At 49.3% G+C, this 18,675-nt stretch carries 16 protein-coding genes; all 16 read left to right on the top strand.

The window, feature by feature from the left end:
• Positions 1-14: 14 nt before the first annotated feature.
• The 16 genes from ACETK5_RS14945 (at position 15) to ACETK5_RS14870 (ending at position 18,674) form a co-directional block, all read left to right on the top strand.
• Entirely contained in the window at positions 15-716 is a 702-nt protein-coding gene (locus tag ACETK5_RS14945) for a Crp/Fnr family transcriptional regulator (protein WP_394056505.1), read from the top strand.
• A 39-nt stretch (positions 717-755) separates the two neighbouring features.
• A complete protein-coding gene (locus ACETK5_RS14940) occupies positions 756-1,214 on the top strand; it encodes a DMT family transporter (RefSeq protein WP_394056503.1) in 459 nt (152 codons plus the stop codon).
• A 33-nt stretch (positions 1,215-1,247) separates the two neighbouring features.
• On the top strand, positions 1,248-1,652 hold the full coding sequence (locus ACETK5_RS14935) for an NUDIX hydrolase (protein WP_100536641.1): 405 nt from the start codon (positions 1,248-1,250) through the stop codon (positions 1,650-1,652).
• A gap of 338 nt (positions 1,653-1,990) precedes the next feature.
• Positions 1,991-3,244 carry an MDR family MFS transporter gene (locus ACETK5_RS14930; RefSeq protein WP_326112660.1) on the top strand — a complete coding sequence of 418 codons (1,254 nt, stop codon included), beginning with the start codon at positions 1,991-1,993 and terminating at the stop codon, positions 3,242-3,244.
• 191 nt (positions 3,245-3,435) lie between these two features.
• Positions 3,436-3,888 (top strand): DoxX family protein, encoded by a 453-nt coding sequence (locus ACETK5_RS14925; protein ID WP_326112913.1) that lies wholly within the window; start codon positions 3,436-3,438, stop codon positions 3,886-3,888.
• A gap of 28 nt (positions 3,889-3,916) precedes the next feature.
• On the top strand, positions 3,917-4,543 hold the full coding sequence (locus ACETK5_RS14920; RefSeq protein ID WP_100536644.1) for a TetR/AcrR family transcriptional regulator: 627 nt from the start codon (positions 3,917-3,919) through the stop codon (positions 4,541-4,543).
• Positions 4,540-5,001 carry a DUF2269 family protein gene (locus tag ACETK5_RS14915; RefSeq protein ID WP_100536645.1) on the top strand — a complete coding sequence of 154 codons (462 nt, stop codon included), beginning with the start codon at positions 4,540-4,542 and terminating at the stop codon, positions 4,999-5,001. Before ACETK5_RS14920 ends, ACETK5_RS14915 begins: the two co-directional genes overlap by 4 nt.
• A 178-nt stretch (positions 5,002-5,179) precedes the next feature.
• Entirely contained in the window at positions 5,180-7,687 is a 2,508-nt protein-coding gene (locus tag ACETK5_RS14910; RefSeq protein WP_394056500.1) for a WG repeat-containing protein, read from the top strand.
• 121 nt (positions 7,688-7,808) lie between these two features.
• Positions 7,809-9,029: an MFS transporter gene (locus ACETK5_RS14905; RefSeq protein ID WP_394056498.1), complete on the top strand. Its 1,221-nt coding sequence runs from the start codon at positions 7,809-7,811 to the stop codon at positions 9,027-9,029.
• 111 nt (positions 9,030-9,140) lie between these two features.
• Positions 9,141-10,109, top strand: a complete 969-nt coding sequence (locus ACETK5_RS14900) for a LacI family DNA-binding transcriptional regulator (RefSeq protein WP_100536648.1) — start codon at positions 9,141-9,143, stop codon at positions 10,107-10,109.
• Positions 10,110-10,286: 177 nt separating this feature from the next.
• The gene (locus ACETK5_RS14895) at positions 10,287-11,243 is read left to right on the top strand and encodes an ABC transporter permease (RefSeq protein ID WP_394056496.1); all 957 of its coding nucleotides are present in this window, start codon (positions 10,287-10,289) and stop codon (positions 11,241-11,243) included.
• A 12-nt stretch (positions 11,244-11,255) separates the two neighbouring features.
• The gene (locus ACETK5_RS14890; RefSeq protein WP_394056494.1) at positions 11,256-12,152 is read left to right on the top strand and encodes a carbohydrate ABC transporter permease; all 897 of its coding nucleotides are present in this window, start codon (positions 11,256-11,258) and stop codon (positions 12,150-12,152) included.
• A 124-nt stretch (positions 12,153-12,276) separates the two neighbouring features.
• Positions 12,277-13,893, top strand: coding sequence for an ABC transporter substrate-binding protein (locus tag ACETK5_RS14885; RefSeq protein ID WP_394056492.1), 1,617 nt, complete (start codon positions 12,277-12,279; stop codon positions 13,891-13,893).
• Between the two features lie 28 nt (positions 13,894-13,921).
• A complete protein-coding gene (locus ACETK5_RS14880; RefSeq protein ID WP_394056490.1) occupies positions 13,922-14,743 on the top strand; it encodes a carbohydrate kinase family protein in 822 nt (273 codons plus the stop codon).
• Positions 14,728-16,386: a glycoside hydrolase family 32 protein gene (locus ACETK5_RS14875; RefSeq protein WP_394056489.1), complete on the top strand. Its 1,659-nt coding sequence runs from the start codon at positions 14,728-14,730 to the stop codon at positions 16,384-16,386. The genes ACETK5_RS14880 and ACETK5_RS14875 overlap by 16 nt, the downstream gene beginning before the upstream one ends.
• Entirely contained in the window at positions 16,383-18,674 is a 2,292-nt protein-coding gene (locus ACETK5_RS14870) for a GH32 C-terminal domain-containing protein (protein ID WP_394056487.1), read from the top strand. The genes ACETK5_RS14875 and ACETK5_RS14870 overlap by 4 nt, the downstream gene beginning before the upstream one ends.
• Position 18,675 lies beyond the last annotated feature (1 nt).

Here is an 18,675-nt window from a genome sequence, read left to right as displayed (position 1 = left end):
AAGGAGTGAGGGACGTGAAGGAAATTCATAATGCGGAGCTCATGCAGCATTTGTTGATGAGCAATCAGATCGAGTCCGTATTTCACGATGATTTAATGCCTTATCTGGTGTTATATCACTTCGATCAGGGCGACATCGTCTGCACGCAAGGCGAGCCGGCCGAGATGCTGTATATCCTGGTTCAAGGGAAGATTAAAATCTTCACGACCTCAGCGGAAGGCAAAGCGCTTGTTCTATCTTTCAAAACACCGCTAGAGGTGATCGGAGATATTGAATACATTCAAGGCAATCCGTTGATTAATACGGTACAGGCCGTATCATCGGTCTATATGATCGGCGTGCATTATCGCTGGCTTCGCAAATACGGACAAGAGCATCCGCCGCTGCTTCAATTTTTGCTGCGGATCATTACCCGGAAATTTTATATTAAATCCAATTTTTTGAGTTTTAATTTGCTGCATCCGGTGGAGGTACGACTGGCTAGCTATTTATTGTCCGTTTCGGAGGAGGAGTCGGATACGTTGGCTACCCATAACCCGGCCGCGTTCAACCTGACCGATATCGCGAATCTGCTTGGAACCAGCTATCGGCATTTAAACCGGGTGATCCTGAAATTCAGTCAGGAAGGGCTGATCGAGCGTCATAAGGGGTACATTCTGATCAAAGACCGGGATGCGTTAACGCGTGTGGCGGGGGGCAATATTTACGAAGAATAACACACAGTGATGATGAATCATGAAGTAAGGAGATGGAACATGTTAGCAGGATTGGTATTGGCCCTCATCGCGGGTTCATTGGTTAGTTTGCAGAACATTTTCAATAATAGAGTGAATGAGAAGACAGGCTCCTGGTCTACAACGACGTTGGTGTTAGGCATGGGCTTCGTGGCTTCGTTCGGCATGAGTCTTGCTGTAGAAGGCAAAGGAACGTTCGCGTTTCAAAACATGGAGCCATGGTACTGGATTAGCGGGTTGATTGGGGTCGGCGTGGTGATTTGCCTGGTGCATGCGACAAGGCTGCTGGGTGCCACGTTCGCCATTTCAATTGTCATGACCTCGCAGCTCGGTTTCGCGCTGTTGTGGGACTCCTTGGGATGGTTAGGGTTAGAGAAGGTTTCGTTTACCATGAATCAGCTAATCGGTGTTCTTGTGATTGTCGGGGGGATACTCGTATTTAAATTAGGCGGGAAACGGGAACAACAAGAAACGGCTTAGCATGAAGTTTACATGATAAGGGGAGGAATCCATATGATAACGGAGATTGACAAAGTCGCCTGGATCCACATTGGGGATGGACGCATATTGGGCGCTCGTTCCAAAGGGAAGGATACGTACTACCTGCCGGGAGGAAAACGGGAACCGGGTGAATCCGATATCGATACACTGGTGCGGGAAATTAAGGAGGAGCTGTCCGTTCGTATCAAACCGGAGACCGCGGCGAATGCAGGCAGCTTCCGAGCGGGCGCTCACGGAAAATCGGAGGGCGTTCGAGTAACGATGTCCTGTTACACGGCGGAGTATGAAGGAGAGCTAAGTCCGGCTTCGGAAATCGAAGAATTGGCTTGGCTAACGTATAAGGATCGGGAGCGGGTCTCTGAGGTTTGCCAGATGATCTTCGATCATTTGCATGAATTGAAGAAACTGGCTGATTAAGCCCCATTGAGAAAAGCATCCTGCATCCAGGCTGCCAACCTGATGAGCGTATTCTATATCCAAACCGGTCCAACGGAAGGATACATCAACAGATCCATGCACCGAAAAAAGACGCTCCCGCGGGAGCGTCTTTTCTATATGGAACAAATGTTCGTTTTGTGGGTCATCTAAATTGAAATGGACAGTATTCGGCTTTCATATTATTAGTATAGCTCAGCGCTCATTATAAGTCTATATTTTGCCAGGGAAATGTTTTATAGTTTGTAATACCCGGCCGGGAAACGTGTTATATCGTAAGCTTATTAACTTGTGCTGTTCGGATGGAGAGAGGGAGTTTTGTGCAAATACGATTATGGGATAACAATTTAAAGGTTCGATTATTGGGTGAAGCGCTGTTTAATATGCTGTTTTGGATGTACTTTCCCTTCATAACGGTTTATTTCGGAGCGGCTTTAGGCAATCATATCGCGGGAATCCTCATGACGGTTCCTCCGATATTCAGCATCATCGGCAGCCTGCTCGGCGGTGCTTTAGCCGATCGGCTAGGACGTCGCCCCGTCATGCTGCTTGGCGCCTCGCTGCAGACGGTCATGTTTGCGCTGTTCGCGCTGTCGCCTTCGCACTGGATCGATTATGCCGCTTTTATCGGCATCGGATTCGGGGGAGCCATCTATAGACCCGCCAGCTCCGCGATGGTCGCCGATTTGGTTCCTGTTCAAGAACGACGGCAGGTATTCGCAACGTTCACGACAGCGAACAACTTGGGGGCCGTGCTTGGTCCGGCTCTTGGAGCCATTTTCTTTTTTCAGTATCGGCAAGAGCTTCTGTGGTCTTGTTCCTTCGTATTGCTGATCTATTTCATCGCGATTTACTTCATCGTTCATGAAACCCTGCCAGCGCCTGCGAAAAGCGTAGAGCCGACGGGTACGGGTTCGATTCTTCAGGTATTCAAGGAACAGTGGAAGGGATATGGCATCATTTTTCGGGATAAAGTGTTTCTGGTGTACATACTGGCAGGGATATTTGCCCTTGTGACCATCATGCAGCTGGACCTGTATTTGGCGGTATATGTCATCGATTATGTGCCCTCCCAGACGCTGTTCTCCTGGAACGGCCATTCGCTAATGTTATCGAGCACGGAGATTTTAGGGTGGGTGCTGGGCCTTAACGGGCTCCTGTTCGTTCTATTTATTCTTCCGGTAACCAAGTGGTTTCGGAACTGGAAGGAGCGTGACGTATTCGTACTGTCTTCCTTGTTATCCGGAGTAGGTACTTTTGCACTCGGGCTGAACACGAACATCTGGTTTTTGTTCTTCGTAACCATTATCTTCACTTTCGGAGAAATGGTTCGTTCACCGGTGACGCAGAGCTTTATCAGCCGTTATGCACCTGAGCATGCAAGAGGGCAGTATATGGGAGCTGACAGCTTGCAGTATACGATCGGAAGATTGCTGGCGCCGGTGACGGTATTTCTGTCTGCTTGGCTGCCGCCAATGGGTATATTCAGCATCATCTTGATATCGGCATTAATCAGCGTGGTATTGTATATCCTGCTATTTCGAATATATGTAGAAGAAAAAGGCGCTGCATAACAGGTCTATGATATGAGAGTAGAAAATGAGAGTTGGCCCGGTTGGAAAACAGCCGCAGGCTTGCTCTCTTTTTTGAATGAGATACTGAACGAGCCAGAAGCCTTCAAAGGAATAAATTTGAAATTCATATTTACAAACCGATGGTCGGTATATATAATGAGGTTACGAAATTCGGAAGGTTGGTGAGGTTGATGATTCCCTTTGTTGCCATGTTGGTTTCGTTTCTTTTGTTTCGGACGCTGGGTTTCGCAGGCTGGGAGTATGTAAATGACTGGGTCATTTCGCTCAGGTTGGCGGTTGCGGTCCTATTTCTGGTAACAGCTTCTGCCCACTGGGGAAAACGAAGACCCGATCTGATCGCCATGATCCCGCCGGGAATACCGAAAGCTGCGCTTATGGTTACCATCACCGGGGTGCTGGAGATTGCAGGCGCGATTCTCATCGTTATTCCGGCTACCACAGCTTTGGCATCTGCAGGTCTGGCCCTGATGCTGGCAGCCATGTTTCCTGCCAATGTATACGCAGCGAATCACCACTTGTCACTCGGCGGCAAGCCGGTCACTCCAATCGGGCCGAGAACGATGCTGCAAATCGTGTTCCTGGCAGCGGTTCTCATAGCGGGATGGCTTCCACCACAGGGGTAATCCATGATCATCAGGGAGGAGTTATGAGATGAAGCAGGAAGAAAGGCGAGAGCATACCAAGCGAATACTGCTTGAAGCCACGGAAGAATTGATAAGGGAGCAAGGCTGCAGCCAAACCACCCTTAATGACATTATGAAACGTTCCGGCTTGTCCAAAGGGGCCATATTTCATTATGTTTCAAGCAAGGATGAGCTGTTTGTGCACGTATTACGAGCGAAACTTGCCGAGCAGAACGAGCAGTTCATGAGCGAAGTGAATAAGCAGGGGGACATCAAGCAGTTTGACGGACCGATGAATACCATTACCAACAGCATGTCGAGACTGGAAAGTCGTGACGATGTCAGCAACCTGATCTTAATGTACCTTATTGGCAAAAGCGATCAGCCCGAGATCGCCGATATTGTGGCTGGCTTCTATAGGGAAGCGACTGCAACTTCGAAGAAATGGATTGTTACAGGCCAGGAAGCAGGGGTCATACCGGAATCCATCGATGCGGAACGGACGGCTGAGCTGTTTGAGCTGTTATCGTTCGGACTACGGATGCGGGGGCTTATCGGCGTAGATAGTCATGTATTCAGCACGAAGGATTATGCGGATTTCATCATCGACATTCTCCGTCCCAATCACCAAGAAGAGGGGAAGGATGGCTTATGACGTTATGGTTATTTCTGCACATCGCCGGATGTGTGTTATTCCTCGGCAATATCATTACGGCGGCTTTCTGGAAAGTAAGAGCTGATCTGAAAGGGGATCCGGCAGAAATCCATAACACGGTTAAGAATGTCATGTTAGCCGATATGGTATTTACCCTGCCAGGTTTGCTGCTGATCATCATTTCAGGCGTTGTGATGGCTGTTCAAGCCGGATATGGTATGGGCGGAATGAGCTGGCTGGTGGCTTCCTTGATCCTGTTTGGCATTACGGGGATCCTGTGGGCTGGTTTTTTGATTCCGCTGCAAAAAGGGATGATTCGGCATAGTAAACAATCCATAACGGATGGGGTCATTTCAGTCAATTATAAAAGAGCATCGGTATATTGGGCGGTAGGCGGGACGATAGCCACGCTGCTGCCGGTCGTTATATTGTATTTCATGGTCAGCAAGCCATTTTGAAGCGAAGAGAACGATCTGATTGCCTAAGGTGATCAGGTCGTTTTTTGGATTTGCCTGTCAACCGACAATGGAAACTTAGGGCGTCAGAAGTGCTTCCCCTCAACGCCTTCAGGTGCATATTTGACCATCGTCTGCATACGATTAGGCGAGAAAGCTCTGAACAAGGGAGGATGTCCAAATGTCTGTTAACGACCAGCAGCTGGCACAAATAGCTATGGCCTATCTGCCACAAGGTGCTGAACTTGTACGAATCGATAAGCCTATCGAACATCCCGCAGTTATCGCAGCCGACGTTACGGGAGATCACATACCAGAGATAACCGGTGTGTCCCGATTGGATCATGAGCTTTATTTATTTGTGCTGCTTTACCGCAATGGCGGATATGAGGTCGTTGCCAACGTCTTGGGACAGGGATATGGGGTTACTTCATTGACGGCGGCCCCTGTGTTGAACCCAGGTATGAATCAATTAATCGTAGGTTGGCAGCTCGGTTCCATCTGGTCAAAATTGTCGATATACGCCTGGACGCCAGAGGGCCTTCAAGATATCGCACCTGCTGATATATATTACAGTTATATCGATATTGCGGATATGCCGGGTACTTCAGGCCCGGATGGCCAGGCTGAAATCGCGCTTTGGATTCACGATACAGGCGAAGCTTATCGAGTCGAGGTCGTTAGATGGAGCCAGGGGGCGTTAGTGACTGCACCGGATGTATACCCCTATTATTTCCCTGTCGTTGTAAGGTACTACGAGAGACTGATGCAAGAACATCCGGATTATTCTTATTATTGGTATTACCTCGCGGATACACAATATCGGGCCAGGATGCCGGAGGCGGCCCTTGTGTCGGTCCGCAAAGCACTCACGTTTGCAGAACCCTATCCGGCGCGTGAAACGCTGCTTGAACTTGAGAGGCGGATCAAGGAGATGCTGGCAAGCAGAGGGCAGCCACAGCAGCTTGTCGGCATATTTCCGGCATCTGTGAAGACAACCGACGGAACGAAGTGGGGATACATGGATCGTAGTGGAATTTTGGTTATTCAACCTAAGTATGATGATGCGCAGGATTTTCAGAACAATGGTCTCGCGATTGTAGGCGTAAACGGTAAGTATGGTCTCATCGACAGGTCTGACCGTTTCGTAGTACAGCCTATATATCAGTCCATCAGCCCGTTCTCGGAGCATCGAGCGACCGTGATCGATGATCAAGGGTTTAAGATGATCAACGAACAAGGGGAAGTGCTGACACGACGAGGATATCCGTATATGTCAGAGCTTAAAGAAGGAAGGGCGGTTTACTATGTATCCGATAATGGCAGTGGAGATGGCGCAAACAGCCGCTACGGATACCTCGACTCCGCGGGCCAAGAGGTGATCCCGGCGCAATATGAGGAAGCGAATGATTTTGTCGATGGCAAAGCTGTTGTGAAAATAAAAGACCATCATTACGCGCTCATTGATCTCCATGGCCGCCGATTGGCTAACTATCCGTTCGCCTATGTCGGACCGCCAGGCGATGGCTTGCTTGCCTTTCAGAAGGATAGCACTGGCAAATACGGCTATATCAACGAGCAGGGGAACATAGTCATTCCGCCGACATATACTTCGGCATTTCCTTTTCATCATGGCAGAGCCATCGTCAACATGGCTGAAGATTACAAGTCGAAGTATGGCGTCATTAATAAGCAGGGCGAATGGGTAATCCAGCCGGAATATAATGATATTCGGGATTTGAATGAAGACCGGTTTGCGCTTGGACGTGCGATGGATCCTGCGCAGCCGTATATTGGCTCGATATACGCCATTGCAGATAGGGATGGGAAGAAGCTATCTGATTTTGTATATAAGGAAGTTTCTGAATACAGGCACGGATTGGCCTCGGTTTATGATGCGAAGCAGACGTATTTTATTGATCGAACCGGCAGACCGGCGCCAAGGTATCCCAGAGTGAACGGCAGCGGTTCGCTTACGCTGGAAGCAGGCGGATTGATTAAAGCCCTGGTCGATCAGCGTTTGTCTTACCTGAACCGGTCGGGCCAGGTCATATGGGAGCAGAATACAGTGATTCCGCTGCAACAACCATATAAGGTCATGGAAGAAAAGTATAAACCCAATCCGGATTACTTGGTCTATTATCCACAGATCGAAGGAATGAGGGATCAAGCATCTCAGCAAACGCTGAATACGAAGCTTAAGGAAATGTCACAGGTGAAATTCATTCCTGAGAATCAACAGCTTGATTATTCTTATTCAGGCGATTTTGACGTCATTTTCTATAAGCAGAACCTGCTCGAACTGGAGTTGAACGGTTATCAATATCCCTTCGGTGCCGCGCATGGCATGCCAACCAGAGTATATGCCATTATCAATCTGGAGAACGGCAGGATGTATGAATTGAAGGACTTGTTTAAGCCGGGCAGCGCTTATGTGAAGGAGCTCAGCCGGATCGTTGGCAAGCAGATACAAGAGGATCCTCAGTATTCGTACGTATTTCCGGACAGTTATACGGGTATCGCTGCCGATCAGACCTTCTATGTGACTGAGAACGCGCTTCATTTGGTGTTTGTACCCTATGAGATCGCCCCTTACGCAGCGGGTTTTCCGACGTTCACGATTCCTTTTGCTCAGATCAAGGATATGATCAATACCGAGGGTGAGTTCTGGAATGCGTTTCATGCCTAACCTTTCATCTTCTAGAATTAAAGCCGTGCCGAATCTTTCCATATGACCGAACAAGGTTTAGAATAGATGAAAACTCTCCTTACTTATGTTCATGATCATAGCGTAGAAAGGACTTTCATTTGTGGTAACATTTTTTCTTCTTATTATTTATTTGGCCTTTATTAGTTTAGGGCTTCCGGATTCCTTGCTCGGGGTCGCCTGGCCGGCCATGCAGCCGGATATCGGTGCTGCTTTCGAATCCGCAGGGTTGCTATCCATGGTCGTAACCGGAGGCACGATTGTGTCCAGCTTATTTAGTGGGAGCGTGATCGAACGCTTCGGGACGGGTATCGTTACGCTTGTCAGCTGTTTGTTAACGGCGAGTGCGCTGCTCGGTTTTTCGTATGCGCCATCGCTGTTCTGGCTCATTCTACTGGCGATTCCGCTTGGTTTAGGTGCAGGGGCGGTCGATACAGGGTTGAACCATTATGTGGCAAACCACTATAAGGCCCACCATATGAGCTGGCTGCACTGCTTCTGGGGTGTAGGCGCAACGTTAGGGCCGATTATCATGTCCTATTCCATAGGAACTAACGATGCATGGAGGGACGGATATTATACCGTATCGATGCTGCAGTTCGCTCTGGTCTTCATCCTGCTGCTCACGCTCCCACTCTGGAGGATCGTGGCGGGCAAGCATCAGCAGCCTCAAGGCAATCTTGAAGCCCAAACGGGGAATGAATCAACGGATAGCAATGAAGCCATGGTCCGGAAGCAAGGAAAGCCGCTTCACATCAGAGGAGTAAAGATAACCCTGTTGGCGTTTTTGTTCTATTGCGGAGTGGAAGCGACCGTCGGTTTATGGGGAGCGAGCTTTCTCGTAGGAACCCGAAATCTGCCTCCGGAAACAGCAGCAGTATGGGTATCCTTGTATTATGGAGGTATTACGCTCGGGCGATTCATTACAGGGTTCGTAACGCTGAGGTTTAACAATCGGACGCTCATCCGTGCAGGGCAAGTGACGGCCATTGCCGGTGCTATCCTGTTATTGCTGCCACTGCATCCCTATCTTTCTCTCATCGGACTCATTGTCATCGGACTTGGGCTTGCCCCCATTTTTCCTTGTTTGCTGCATGAAACGCCGGCCCGCTTCGGCAAAGCCCAATCGTCCAGAATCATGGGCTATCAGATGGCTGTTGCCTATACCGGCACCACGATATTGCCCCCACTGTTTGGTATCGTTGCGGCATATGTATCGATAGGTTTGTTTCCCGTCGTCATTTTGTTGTTTGCACTGATCATGCTGCTGAGCTCTGAGAAGGTGAACCGAATCCTTTATCAAAGCAGGAAGAGCCAGGTTTGATTAGAACCGGGCTCTTCTTTTGTAAAAAAACGTTTCCAAAAATGATATTGAAACGTTTCCAATTTGGTGTTATGATGATTTCCATAAAAGAGAGAATAAGTGGGGGGTTAGATGTCTAGTATTAAAGATGTTGCCAATTTAGCTGGCGTAGCTGTGGGAACTGTGTCCCGCGTTATTAACAATTCGGGCGCCGTTAAACCCGCAACTCGCAGAAAAGTCGAGCAGGCCATACAAGAGTTGAATTATATTCCTAATGAAATTGCCCGAAATTTTAAAATGCGGAAGTCCAAGATGGTAGCCTTGCTGCTGCCGAGTATCTGGCATCCCTTTTTCTCCGAGCTCGCTTATTATATTGAAGATGAGTTAGATCGGGAAGGTTTTAAGCTCATGCTTTGCAATAGCGGCGGCAAACCAGAAAAGGAATTGTATTACCTTGATATGCTTCGGCAAAACAAAGTGGCAGGTATTGTCGGCATTACTTACAACGATATCGAAAATGACGTGAGTAATGACATCCCGATTGTCAGTATCGACAGGCATTTCAACAAGAAAATTACATGCGTTACTTCGGATAATTATGAAGGAGGGCGTCTGGCATTAAGGGAGCTTGTCAAGGCGGGTGCCCGTAAACCGGCTTTTATGGGAAGCGTCACTTCCGTTTTCAGTGAAACTATGAACCGGAGAGAAGGTTTTATTCATGAAGCCAACGCCATGGGAGTCGACTATATTATTTACGAAAAGTCAGACCCGGTTGTAGACGATGATGCCTTTTATAACGAGTTTTTTAATGAGTATCGGGACGTGGACGGTATTTTTGCCATTACGGATATGTTTGCTGCCAAGTATATCGAAAGAGCAGGTAGGCTGGGCATTCGCGTTCCGGAGGATGTAAAGGTTATCGGGTATGACGGGATTCAGGATCATCCGTATTTCCATCCAATATTGTCAACGATCAGACAACCTGTTGAGGAGATGGCTCGTACAACGATACAACTTCTCTTCAAAAAGATTGATGGCGTAACATTGGACCGGGAAGTTTATCGTCTTCCGATCATGTTCAGGCAAGGTGAAACGACTTGATTGTTCAAGAGAATTAAAAGCTGTACCCTTTAATTTAGTATTGGAAAAACATCAACTGCCACGGCTGTTTTACAGGTGGATTAACCGGGTGGTGTTTTTCTCATGCAAAATTGGAAACGTTTCAATTAAATTGGAAACGTTTCAATAATATATAATCATTTTACGAAGAAGGGGAGTATGACGGTGATTTCACGAGATTCCGGGGGACAACAACCCCTCATCAGAGAAAATCGTAAAACTTGGAGTCGAGTCAAACGCAACTATGAGCTGTATCTGTTCCTGCTGCCAATTATTCTGGTTTATCTCCTGTTCAAGTACTATCCGATGTACGGAGTACAAATTGCATTTAAGGATTTTTCACCGAGCCAGGGGATTTGGGGCAGCGAATGGGTGGGTTTTCAGCATTTCATTGATTTTTTTAATTCATATAATTTTTGGACCATCATGAAAAATACGCTGACACTCAGTTTTCTATCGCTAGTGTTCAGCTTCCCGGCTCCGATTATTATCGCGATCATGCTGAATCAGATGCTGGGTAAGCGATACAAGAAATTTATCCAGACCGTCATTTATGCACCGCACTTTATTTCTACCGTTGTGCTCGTCGGTATGCTCCATGTTTTTTTATCGCCAAACAGCGGACTCGTGAACCTCATCATTACCTGGTTCGGTGGTGAACCCATTCTATTTATGGCTGACGAAGGATGGTTCCGTCCATTGTACATTTTGTCAGGCATATGGCAAGAGACCGGTTTTGCCACGATTATATACCTGGCTGCGCTCGCCGGGGTCAATCCCGAACTGCATGAAGCCGCGATTATGGATGGGGCAAGTAAATGGAAGCGTGTATGGTACGTAGACATTCCGTCCATCTTGCCAACCATTGTCATTCTGTTAATTCTCGCACTGGGGAACGTCATGAGCATCGGTTTCGAGAAAGCATTTCTTATGCAAAGTGATCTGAACTATGCGACTTCGAATATTATTCCGACTTATGTATATGAATTGGGGATTCAGAAGGCGCAGTACAGCTTTTCCACGGCCGTCGGGCTGTTTAACTCCGTCATCAATATCATTCTGATTGTCACCGTCAATCGGATCGCCAAAAAATTAACGGAAACCAGTCTTTGGTAGGGGGGATTCACTTTGAACCAGTTATTGAAGAGAAAAAGCAGAGGAGATGCATGGTTCGACGCCATCAACTATTTCTTCTTAACCGTAGTTATGCTGATCGTATTATTTCCGCTGTATTTTGTGCTGATTGCCTCATTCAGTGATCCCAATCTAATCTATTCGGGGGAAGTATGGTTATTTCCGAAGGGCTTCACGCTCGATGGCTATGAACGAATATTCAACGACTCCTCCATTTGGATCGGGTATGCCAACTCCCTGTTATACGCGGGTGCTGGAACCTTGATCGGAGTAGCGGTTACCGTGTTTGCTGCGTATCCGCTAGCCCGTAAGGATCTGGTTGGAAGACCTGTTATCATGTGGTTTTTATTGATCACCATGTTTTTTAGTGGTGGGTTGATCCCTACGTACTTGCTAATCAAGGATCTTCACATGCTGAACACGATCTGGGCCCTTGTGATCCCTGGTGCCGGCGGCATCATGAATGTCATTATCGTAAGGACCTTCTTCCAGTCATCCATTCCGGATGAAATGTGGGAAGCTGCTTCGATCGACGGTTGTTCCAACACCCGATTTTTCTGGAGTATTGTATTGCCTTTATCCAAGTCCATAATAGCCGTCATGGTGCTGTATCATGTCGTCGGTTTCTGGAACGGTTTCTTTGACGCTTTGATCTATTTAAATGACGAAAGTAAATATCCGTTGCAGCTCGTGCTGCGCAACATTCTCGTCCAAAATCAGGTGAACTCCGGCATGATGGTGGACGTGGAATCCTACGCGGCGAAGATGCGTGTAACGGAGCTGATTAAATACGGTGTCATCATCGTATCCAGTCTACCGCTGCTGATCCTCTATCCTTTCTTGCAGAAGTACTTTGTCAAAGGCGTAATGATCGGCTCGATCAAGGGATGATGTGGTCATGGTACTTGAAAGGGGGGATGTGCAGCAGAATCGATATATCTGCATCCAGACCACTCTAGAAGAACAAAGAAAGTTATTTAGTTTTGTGCCACGATCTAAAGGGAGGTTATGTACGATGAAATCTGTATTTAAAAAAGCGGGAATTCTTATGCTGGCCGGAGCGTTTGTGCTGAGTGGATGTTCAGGGGGCAGCAAAGACCAGTCAGAAAATTCCGATCAGGCTGCGAATTTCAACAAAACGGGTCTTCCGATTGTGAATGAACCGGTATCGTTAAAGATGGTATCCCCGAAAGCTGCATTGGCGCCGGAGTACTCACAGATGGAAATTTTCAAGCAATTGGAAGCGGAAACGAACGTTAAGATCGAGTGGGAGAACATTCCGGACACTGACTTTGCGGAGAAGAAAAATTTGCTGCTGGCCAGCGGCAACTTACCGGATGCTTTTTACGGAGCCGGATTTTCTGATTACGAGCTAGTTAATTACGGTACGGACGGCACGATCCTTCCACTTGAAGATCTAATTGATCAATATGCGCCTAATCTGAAAGCGCTCTTAGATCGCCGTCCTGACATCAAGTCCTCGATCACGGCACCGGACGGGCATATTTACGGACTGCCTTCGTGGGAAGAGAACAACCTTGGAACAAACCCTTTCTTTCACGTTATCAATAAAAAGTGGCTCGACAACCTGGGGCTGAAAATGCCGCAGACGCTGGATGAATATACGGAAGCACTAGTTGCCTTTAAAACGCAGGATCCAAACGGCAACGGCAAGGCCGACGAAATTCCGTTGAGCTTTATGCACATGCAGTGGTGTATGGATATTGCTGGCATATTCGGAGCTTTCGGACTTCCGGATAATATGGAACATCGAATCGTGCGCGACGGAAAAGTGATCTTTACCGCTACGCAGCCTGAATACAAGGAAGCGTTGAAATATTTCCATGAAAAATGGTATAAGCAGGGCTTGATTGATCCTGAATCTTTCACCCAGGATGCTGCTCAGTATCTGGCTAAAGGGAAAACAACAGTCGAAACGCTCGGCTCATATATCTGGTGGGAAGTCGATGAGGTGGTCGGACCGGAGCGAAGTGAGGATTATGCTTTGCTGTCTCCGCTCAAAGGACCGAATGGGGATCAATTGATCGGTCGCGGCAACGGTGGCGGCCCAGGACGCGGCGCTTTCGTGATTACAAAAGAGAACAAGAATCCGGAGATTACAATGCGTTGGATCGATCAGCAGTATGAGCCATATATGGCTGCTCAAATCCACTGGGGTCCGCTGGATATCGTATTTGAAAAGGACGAGAATGGGAAATTAGTGAACCTGCCGCTTCCTGAGGGTACTTCCGCAGGCGAATTCCGTCAAAAAGTGGCTCCGGGCGCAGGCGGACCTGGCGTCATTACGATCGAAGATTTGGGAAAAGTAGTTGATCTGGAACCTAGAGCCCAGCAGCGCATCAAAGACTTAGAGAAATATTATGATCCTTATATGGAAAAGGAAAACTATCCGAGTATCTTCTTTGAGCCGGAAGAACTGGACAAAATTAATAGAATTGAGCCCGAATTGATTAAGTATGTTAATACCCAACGAGGAAAATTCATTGTTGATGGCGGTGTGGATGAACAGTGGGACAGCTATGTGAAGACGCTGGAGAAAATGGGTTTGAACGAGTTGATGGAAATCTATCAAAATGGGCTGGATCGTTATAGTGCAAATCTAAATAGATAAATAATCAAACGACAGGTGGGGAGAAACTGTGCTTGATGTAATAGCCATTGGGGAACTATTGATAGACTTTACTCCGGCAGGGCGTTCAGACGGGGGCAACGAGCAGTTAGAATGCAATCCCGGAGGGGCTCCAGCTAACGTTGCAGCCGCATTAGCCCGTTTAGGAGCCAAATCTGCTTTAATCAGCAAGGTTGGTAAGGATCACTTCGGTTCGTTGCTGCAAGGCGCGTTGCTTAGCTGCGGGGTCGACGTTAGCGCTCTTTCGTTTACGGATGAAGCCAAAACAACGCTGGCATTTGTCCATTTGGATGACAGCGGAGACCGATCGTTCAGCTTCTACAGGCAGCCGGGAGCGGATACTTTGTTGCGCTCGGAGGATGTCCCGTTTGACAGGATTAGGAACTGCCAGGTGCTCCACTATGGTTCATTGTCGATGACCCATGAGCCGGCACGCACAGCAACAAGAGCGGCAGTCGTTAAGGCCCAAGAGGCTGGAGTTCTGCTATCATTCGATCCAAACATCCGCTTTGCGTTATGGGAGAGTAAGGAGGAAGCGAAGCAGAATATCCTGTGGGGTATAAAGCATGCAGACATTTTGAAAATATCAGAAGAAGAGCTTTGCTTTATTACGGGTATAACCGATGTTGAAAAGGGATCACTCATGTTACAGCAACAATTCGGTATCGCCTTCATTGTCGTTACGATAGGTGAACAAGGCTGCTATTACCGGTTGGCTGCTCATGAAGGTTATGTCCCGGGTTTCCAAGTGAATACCATCGATACGACGGGGGCCGGCGACGCTTTTCTAGGCTGTTTGCTATATAAAATACTGGAATGCGAAATTCTTTAAATAAACTAGAAAAACAGCAAATCATCAGCATGCTGACTTTTGCCAATGCTGGCGGTGCATTAGTGACAACACGGAAGGGGGCTCTTCAGTCTATGCCAACAACAGAAGAAATTCATAAGCTGCTCGAGACAAATATACGGAACGAGGATAAGTACAAACCGGGGGTTCATTTTTCGCCTCCGTCGCATTGGATGAATGACCCGAACGGTTTAGTTTATTACGAAGGCGAATATCACCTGTTCTATCAGTATCATCCCTATAGCAACAAGTGGGGGCCGATGCATTGGGGACATGCGGTAAGCCCGGATTTAGTCCATTGGGAGCACCGGCCGATCGCCTTATTCCCGGATGAGCATGGGGCTATTTTCTCCGGGTGCTGCGTGGTGGACTGGAATAACAGCAGCGGACTGTTCGAAGGTTCGCATGGTCTGGTCGCGATCTTCACCCATGCGGACACCTGCCCGAAGACGGGGCAACCTCGCCAGCGGCAAAGCTTGGCTTACAGCCGCGACAAAGGGCGAACCTGGCACAAATATGAGGGGAACCCGGTTCTCGCCGAGGAGGACCTGATCGACTTTCGGGATCCGAAAGTGTTCTGGCATCCGCAAAGCGAGCGGTGGGTGATGGTGCTTGTGGCGGGAGACCATGCCCGTTTTTATGGATCGAAAAACTTAATTGAATGGACGCTGACCGGCGAATTCGGTAAAGGGGAGGGATCGCATGACGGTGTGTGGGAATGCCCGGATCTCTTTGAACTGCCCGTGGGTGACAGCGGTCGATCCAAATGGGTGCTGATCATCAGCATTGGAGATAACCCTTCCATCCCGGAAGGATCACGCACGCAATATTTTATCGGAGAGTTTGACGGAAACACATTCATCAACGACAATTGGCCTGATCATATCATGTGGCTGGACTATGGTCGGGATAACTATGCGGGGGTCACCTGGTCGGATATACCCGAGCAAGACGGTCGGCGCGTGATCATCGGATGGATGAGCAATTGGAAATATGCCAACGAGACGCCTACCGGCGCTTGGAGAGGCGCAATGACTTTGCCGCGAGTCTTGTCGTTGACGAGCCGCGACGAGGATGTGGTACTGACGCAAATGCCGGTGCGGGAAGTCGAGCAACTCCGCAAAACCTCGGTGAGCCGGGATAACATCACGGTGATGGCGGAAACGCCGTTTACGCTGCAGACGAATGGCGATCTCCTGGAAATTGAAGCGGACATCGATCTCCGGTCCGGGAACGAAGTTCAGATCCGGTTGAAATCCTCCGGAGAGAGCGAAACGAGGATCGGTTACGATGCGGAGCGCGAGTGGCTATTCATGGACCGCTCGAACTCGGGTTTGACCGATTTCCATTCCTCGTTCGCTTGCGAGCATGGGGCCAGATTGGCACCGATCAATGGAAAAATTAAGCTTCAGATCTGGCTGGATCGCAATGCGGTTGAGATCTATGCGAATGAAGGGCTCGTTGTGCTGACAGATCAGATTTTCCCCGAGGCTCCGATCGAACGGTTGGAGGTTAGCGCAAATTCGGGGCAGGTTGTATTGAACTCATTCCATATTCATGCGCTTAAGTCCGTTCCTTTTCCTATAGGTGCCGATGAAGTGCCTTCAAGGGGGAATGACGCGTGAGCCAATGTACCGACAATCGGGGACTAATGATGTATTGGGCTTTCGACGAAGGAGGGGGGGACAGCGCTCTGGAGAGCCTGTCCCAATCCCGGGATAATATTCAATATGTATTGAAGCAAGCGGAGTTTGCCGAACCGCGCGATCCGCAATGGAGACAGGGCGTAATGGGCAGCGGGCTCCTGTTCGACGGTTACTCGACTTATGTTGCCCATTCGTTAAAGGAGGACCATTCCGACGGGGAGCCGGCATATCTTTCAGCGCTCAGCATTGGCGTATGGGTTGCGCCCCGTTCATATGAATGGGGGGAAGGAGGGAAGCTCGCCGCAATCGTAAACCGCTACAACAGGGAGAGCAAGCAAGGGTATCTGCTTGGCATGTTCCGTCACGGCTCCTGGTCCTTTCAACTTGGGCTCGAAAGCGGCGAATGGAAAGAGCTTTGGTCCCCTGACGGCTATGAATTGCCCAAAAATGAATGGTCTTACATAAGTGCGGTGTTCGATGGGAATCAGGGCGAGATGAAGCTTTATTTAAACGGCAACGAAATCGCTTCGGCTTCCTTGCCGCAAGGCTCCCGTCTGGTCGAGGCGTCGGGCACGGAGCTGCTCATCGGCAAAAACAATCATAGCAGCCGGTTGGCGCGAGCCTTCAGCCTGCATATGTTCAGCGGAATGATCGATGAGCTTAAGATCCATCATCGAGCCCTAAGCGCGGAGGAGGTAGCCGCCGCTTATCGGGAAGTGTTGGATTCAACCCACGGAGGCGCCCATCCGTCCTTAGAATACGATGAGATCAAGCTGGACCGAACGCCGCTGCTATCGGACCGACACCGGCCGCAATACCATGTCAGCCCGCCGGCCCATTGGATGAACGAACCCCATGCGCCCATCTATTTTGAGGGGAAATATCATTTGTTCTATCAGCATAACCCGCTGGGCCCTTTCTTTCATCATATCCACTGGGGACATTGGGTCAGCGAAGATCTGGTGCATTGGCGCGACCTTCCCGTAGCGCTTGCGCCGGAGAAGGATGGACTTGCGCCGGACGGAATCTGGTCGGGCAGTGCGACTTATGATGCGGACGGCCTGCCGGTCTTGTTCTTTACGGCGGGAAATGACAGCGCTTCGCCGAATCAGAGTGTGGCGCTTGCCCGCGGTACTTATACTCAAGACGGAGACTCGGATCTGGTTCATTGGGTGAAGCATCCGGAGCCTTTAATTGTGCAGAAGAAGGGCATGGGCGCCTTCGGCGATTTCCGGGATCCCTTTGTTTGGAAGGACGATGACGGCTGGTATGCCCTGGTCGGATCGGGAATCGAAGGCGGCGGGGCTGCCCTGGCGTTTGCCTCACAGGATATGCTGAATTGGACGTACAAAGGTCCCTTTTATCAAGCGGATCTTCAGAAGTTTCCTTATCTTGGCCCGATCTGGGAGCTTCCCGTCTTTCTTCCTCTTGGTGCCGACAAGCAAGGGGTGGACAAACATCTTCTGCTGGTCAGCCCGGTGGGAAAGGGGGCGGATGTGGAGGTGTTCTATTGGATCGGGCAGCTCGACAAGGAAAATCTGACTTTCCTTCCCGATCAGGATGAGCCGCAATTGATCGACGTCGGCGATTTCCACTTTACCGGACCGAGCGGAATGGCGGATCCGAAAACCGGCAGAAACATTATCTTTACGATCGCCCAAGGCGACCGGACGCCCGAGCTGGAATATCAATCGGGTTGGGCCCATAACGGCGGCTTGCCGCTCAGCGTATATTTGCGGGAGGACGGACGGCTGGGAATCGAGCCGATTCAGGAATTGCAATCGCTGCGCGGGGAGAAGCGGCTGTCGCTTCGGGACAAGCCGCTCGCTGAGGCGAATGTGCGGCTCCGGGAGATTCAAGGCGACATGCTCGAGATTCAATTGGAAATCGAGCCGGACAGCGCCCGGCAATTTGGAATCAAGCTCCGGCGCACCCAGGACGGAGAAGAAGAAACGTTGCTGTATTACGATGCGAAGCAATCGCTGTTCCTGGTCGACCGGACGAAAACGACGCTGCATCTCGGGGAAAGATGCGGAGGGATCCAGGGCGGCAAGCTGGAGCTGGCGGGCGAAAATTTGAAGCTTCATCTTTATCTGGACCGTTCCATGGTCGAAGCTTATGCCAACGGTCTGAAAAGCCTGACGACCCGGGTATACCCCAGCCGCAAGGATGCTTTGGGGCTGGAGATTTGGGGAGACGGCGGCCTGACTGTAACGTCGCTGGAAGTATGGGATATGAAGCCGATCTGGCAAGAAGGGAGCGCCTGAC

Origin of the sequence: Paenibacillus ilasis (assembly GCF_043195395.1) — a bacterium.
Classification (GTDB): Bacteria; Bacillota; Bacilli; order Paenibacillales; family Paenibacillaceae; genus Paenibacillus_AQ; species Paenibacillus_AQ lautus.
Note: the sequence above shows the minus strand (reverse complement) of the source record. Positions and strands in the feature narration are given on the sequence as shown.

What these genes read in the sequence shown, in the direction of transcription:
- ACETK5_RS14875 (WP_394056489.1), top strand. Translation starts at nt 14,728, where the DNA reads ATGCGAAATTCTTTAAATAAACTAGAAAAACAGCAAATCATCAGCATG.
- ACETK5_RS14885 (WP_394056492.1), top strand. Translation starts at nt 12,277, where the DNA reads ATGAAATCTGTATTTAAAAAAGCGGGAATTCTTATGCTGGCCGGAGCG.
- ACETK5_RS14935 (WP_100536641.1), top strand. Translation starts at nt 1,248, where the DNA reads ATGATAACGGAGATTGACAAAGTCGCCTGGATCCACATTGGGGATGGA.
- ACETK5_RS14925 (WP_326112913.1), top strand. Translation starts at nt 3,436, where the DNA reads ATGATTCCCTTTGTTGCCATGTTGGTTTCGTTTCTTTTGTTTCGGACG.
- ACETK5_RS14895 (WP_394056496.1), top strand. Translation starts at nt 10,287, where the DNA reads ATGACGGTGATTTCACGAGATTCCGGGGGACAACAACCCCTCATCAGA.
- ACETK5_RS14915 (WP_100536645.1), top strand. Translation starts at nt 4,540, where the DNA reads ATGACGTTATGGTTATTTCTGCACATCGCCGGATGTGTGTTATTCCTC.
- ACETK5_RS14900 (WP_100536648.1), top strand. Translation starts at nt 9,141, where the DNA reads ATGTCTAGTATTAAAGATGTTGCCAATTTAGCTGGCGTAGCTGTGGGA.
- ACETK5_RS14910 (WP_394056500.1), top strand. Translation starts at nt 5,180, where the DNA reads ATGTCTGTTAACGACCAGCAGCTGGCACAAATAGCTATGGCCTATCTG.
- ACETK5_RS14940 (WP_394056503.1), top strand. Translation starts at nt 756, where the DNA reads ATGTTAGCAGGATTGGTATTGGCCCTCATCGCGGGTTCATTGGTTAGT.
- ACETK5_RS14920 (WP_100536644.1), top strand. Translation starts at nt 3,917, where the DNA reads ATGAAGCAGGAAGAAAGGCGAGAGCATACCAAGCGAATACTGCTTGAA.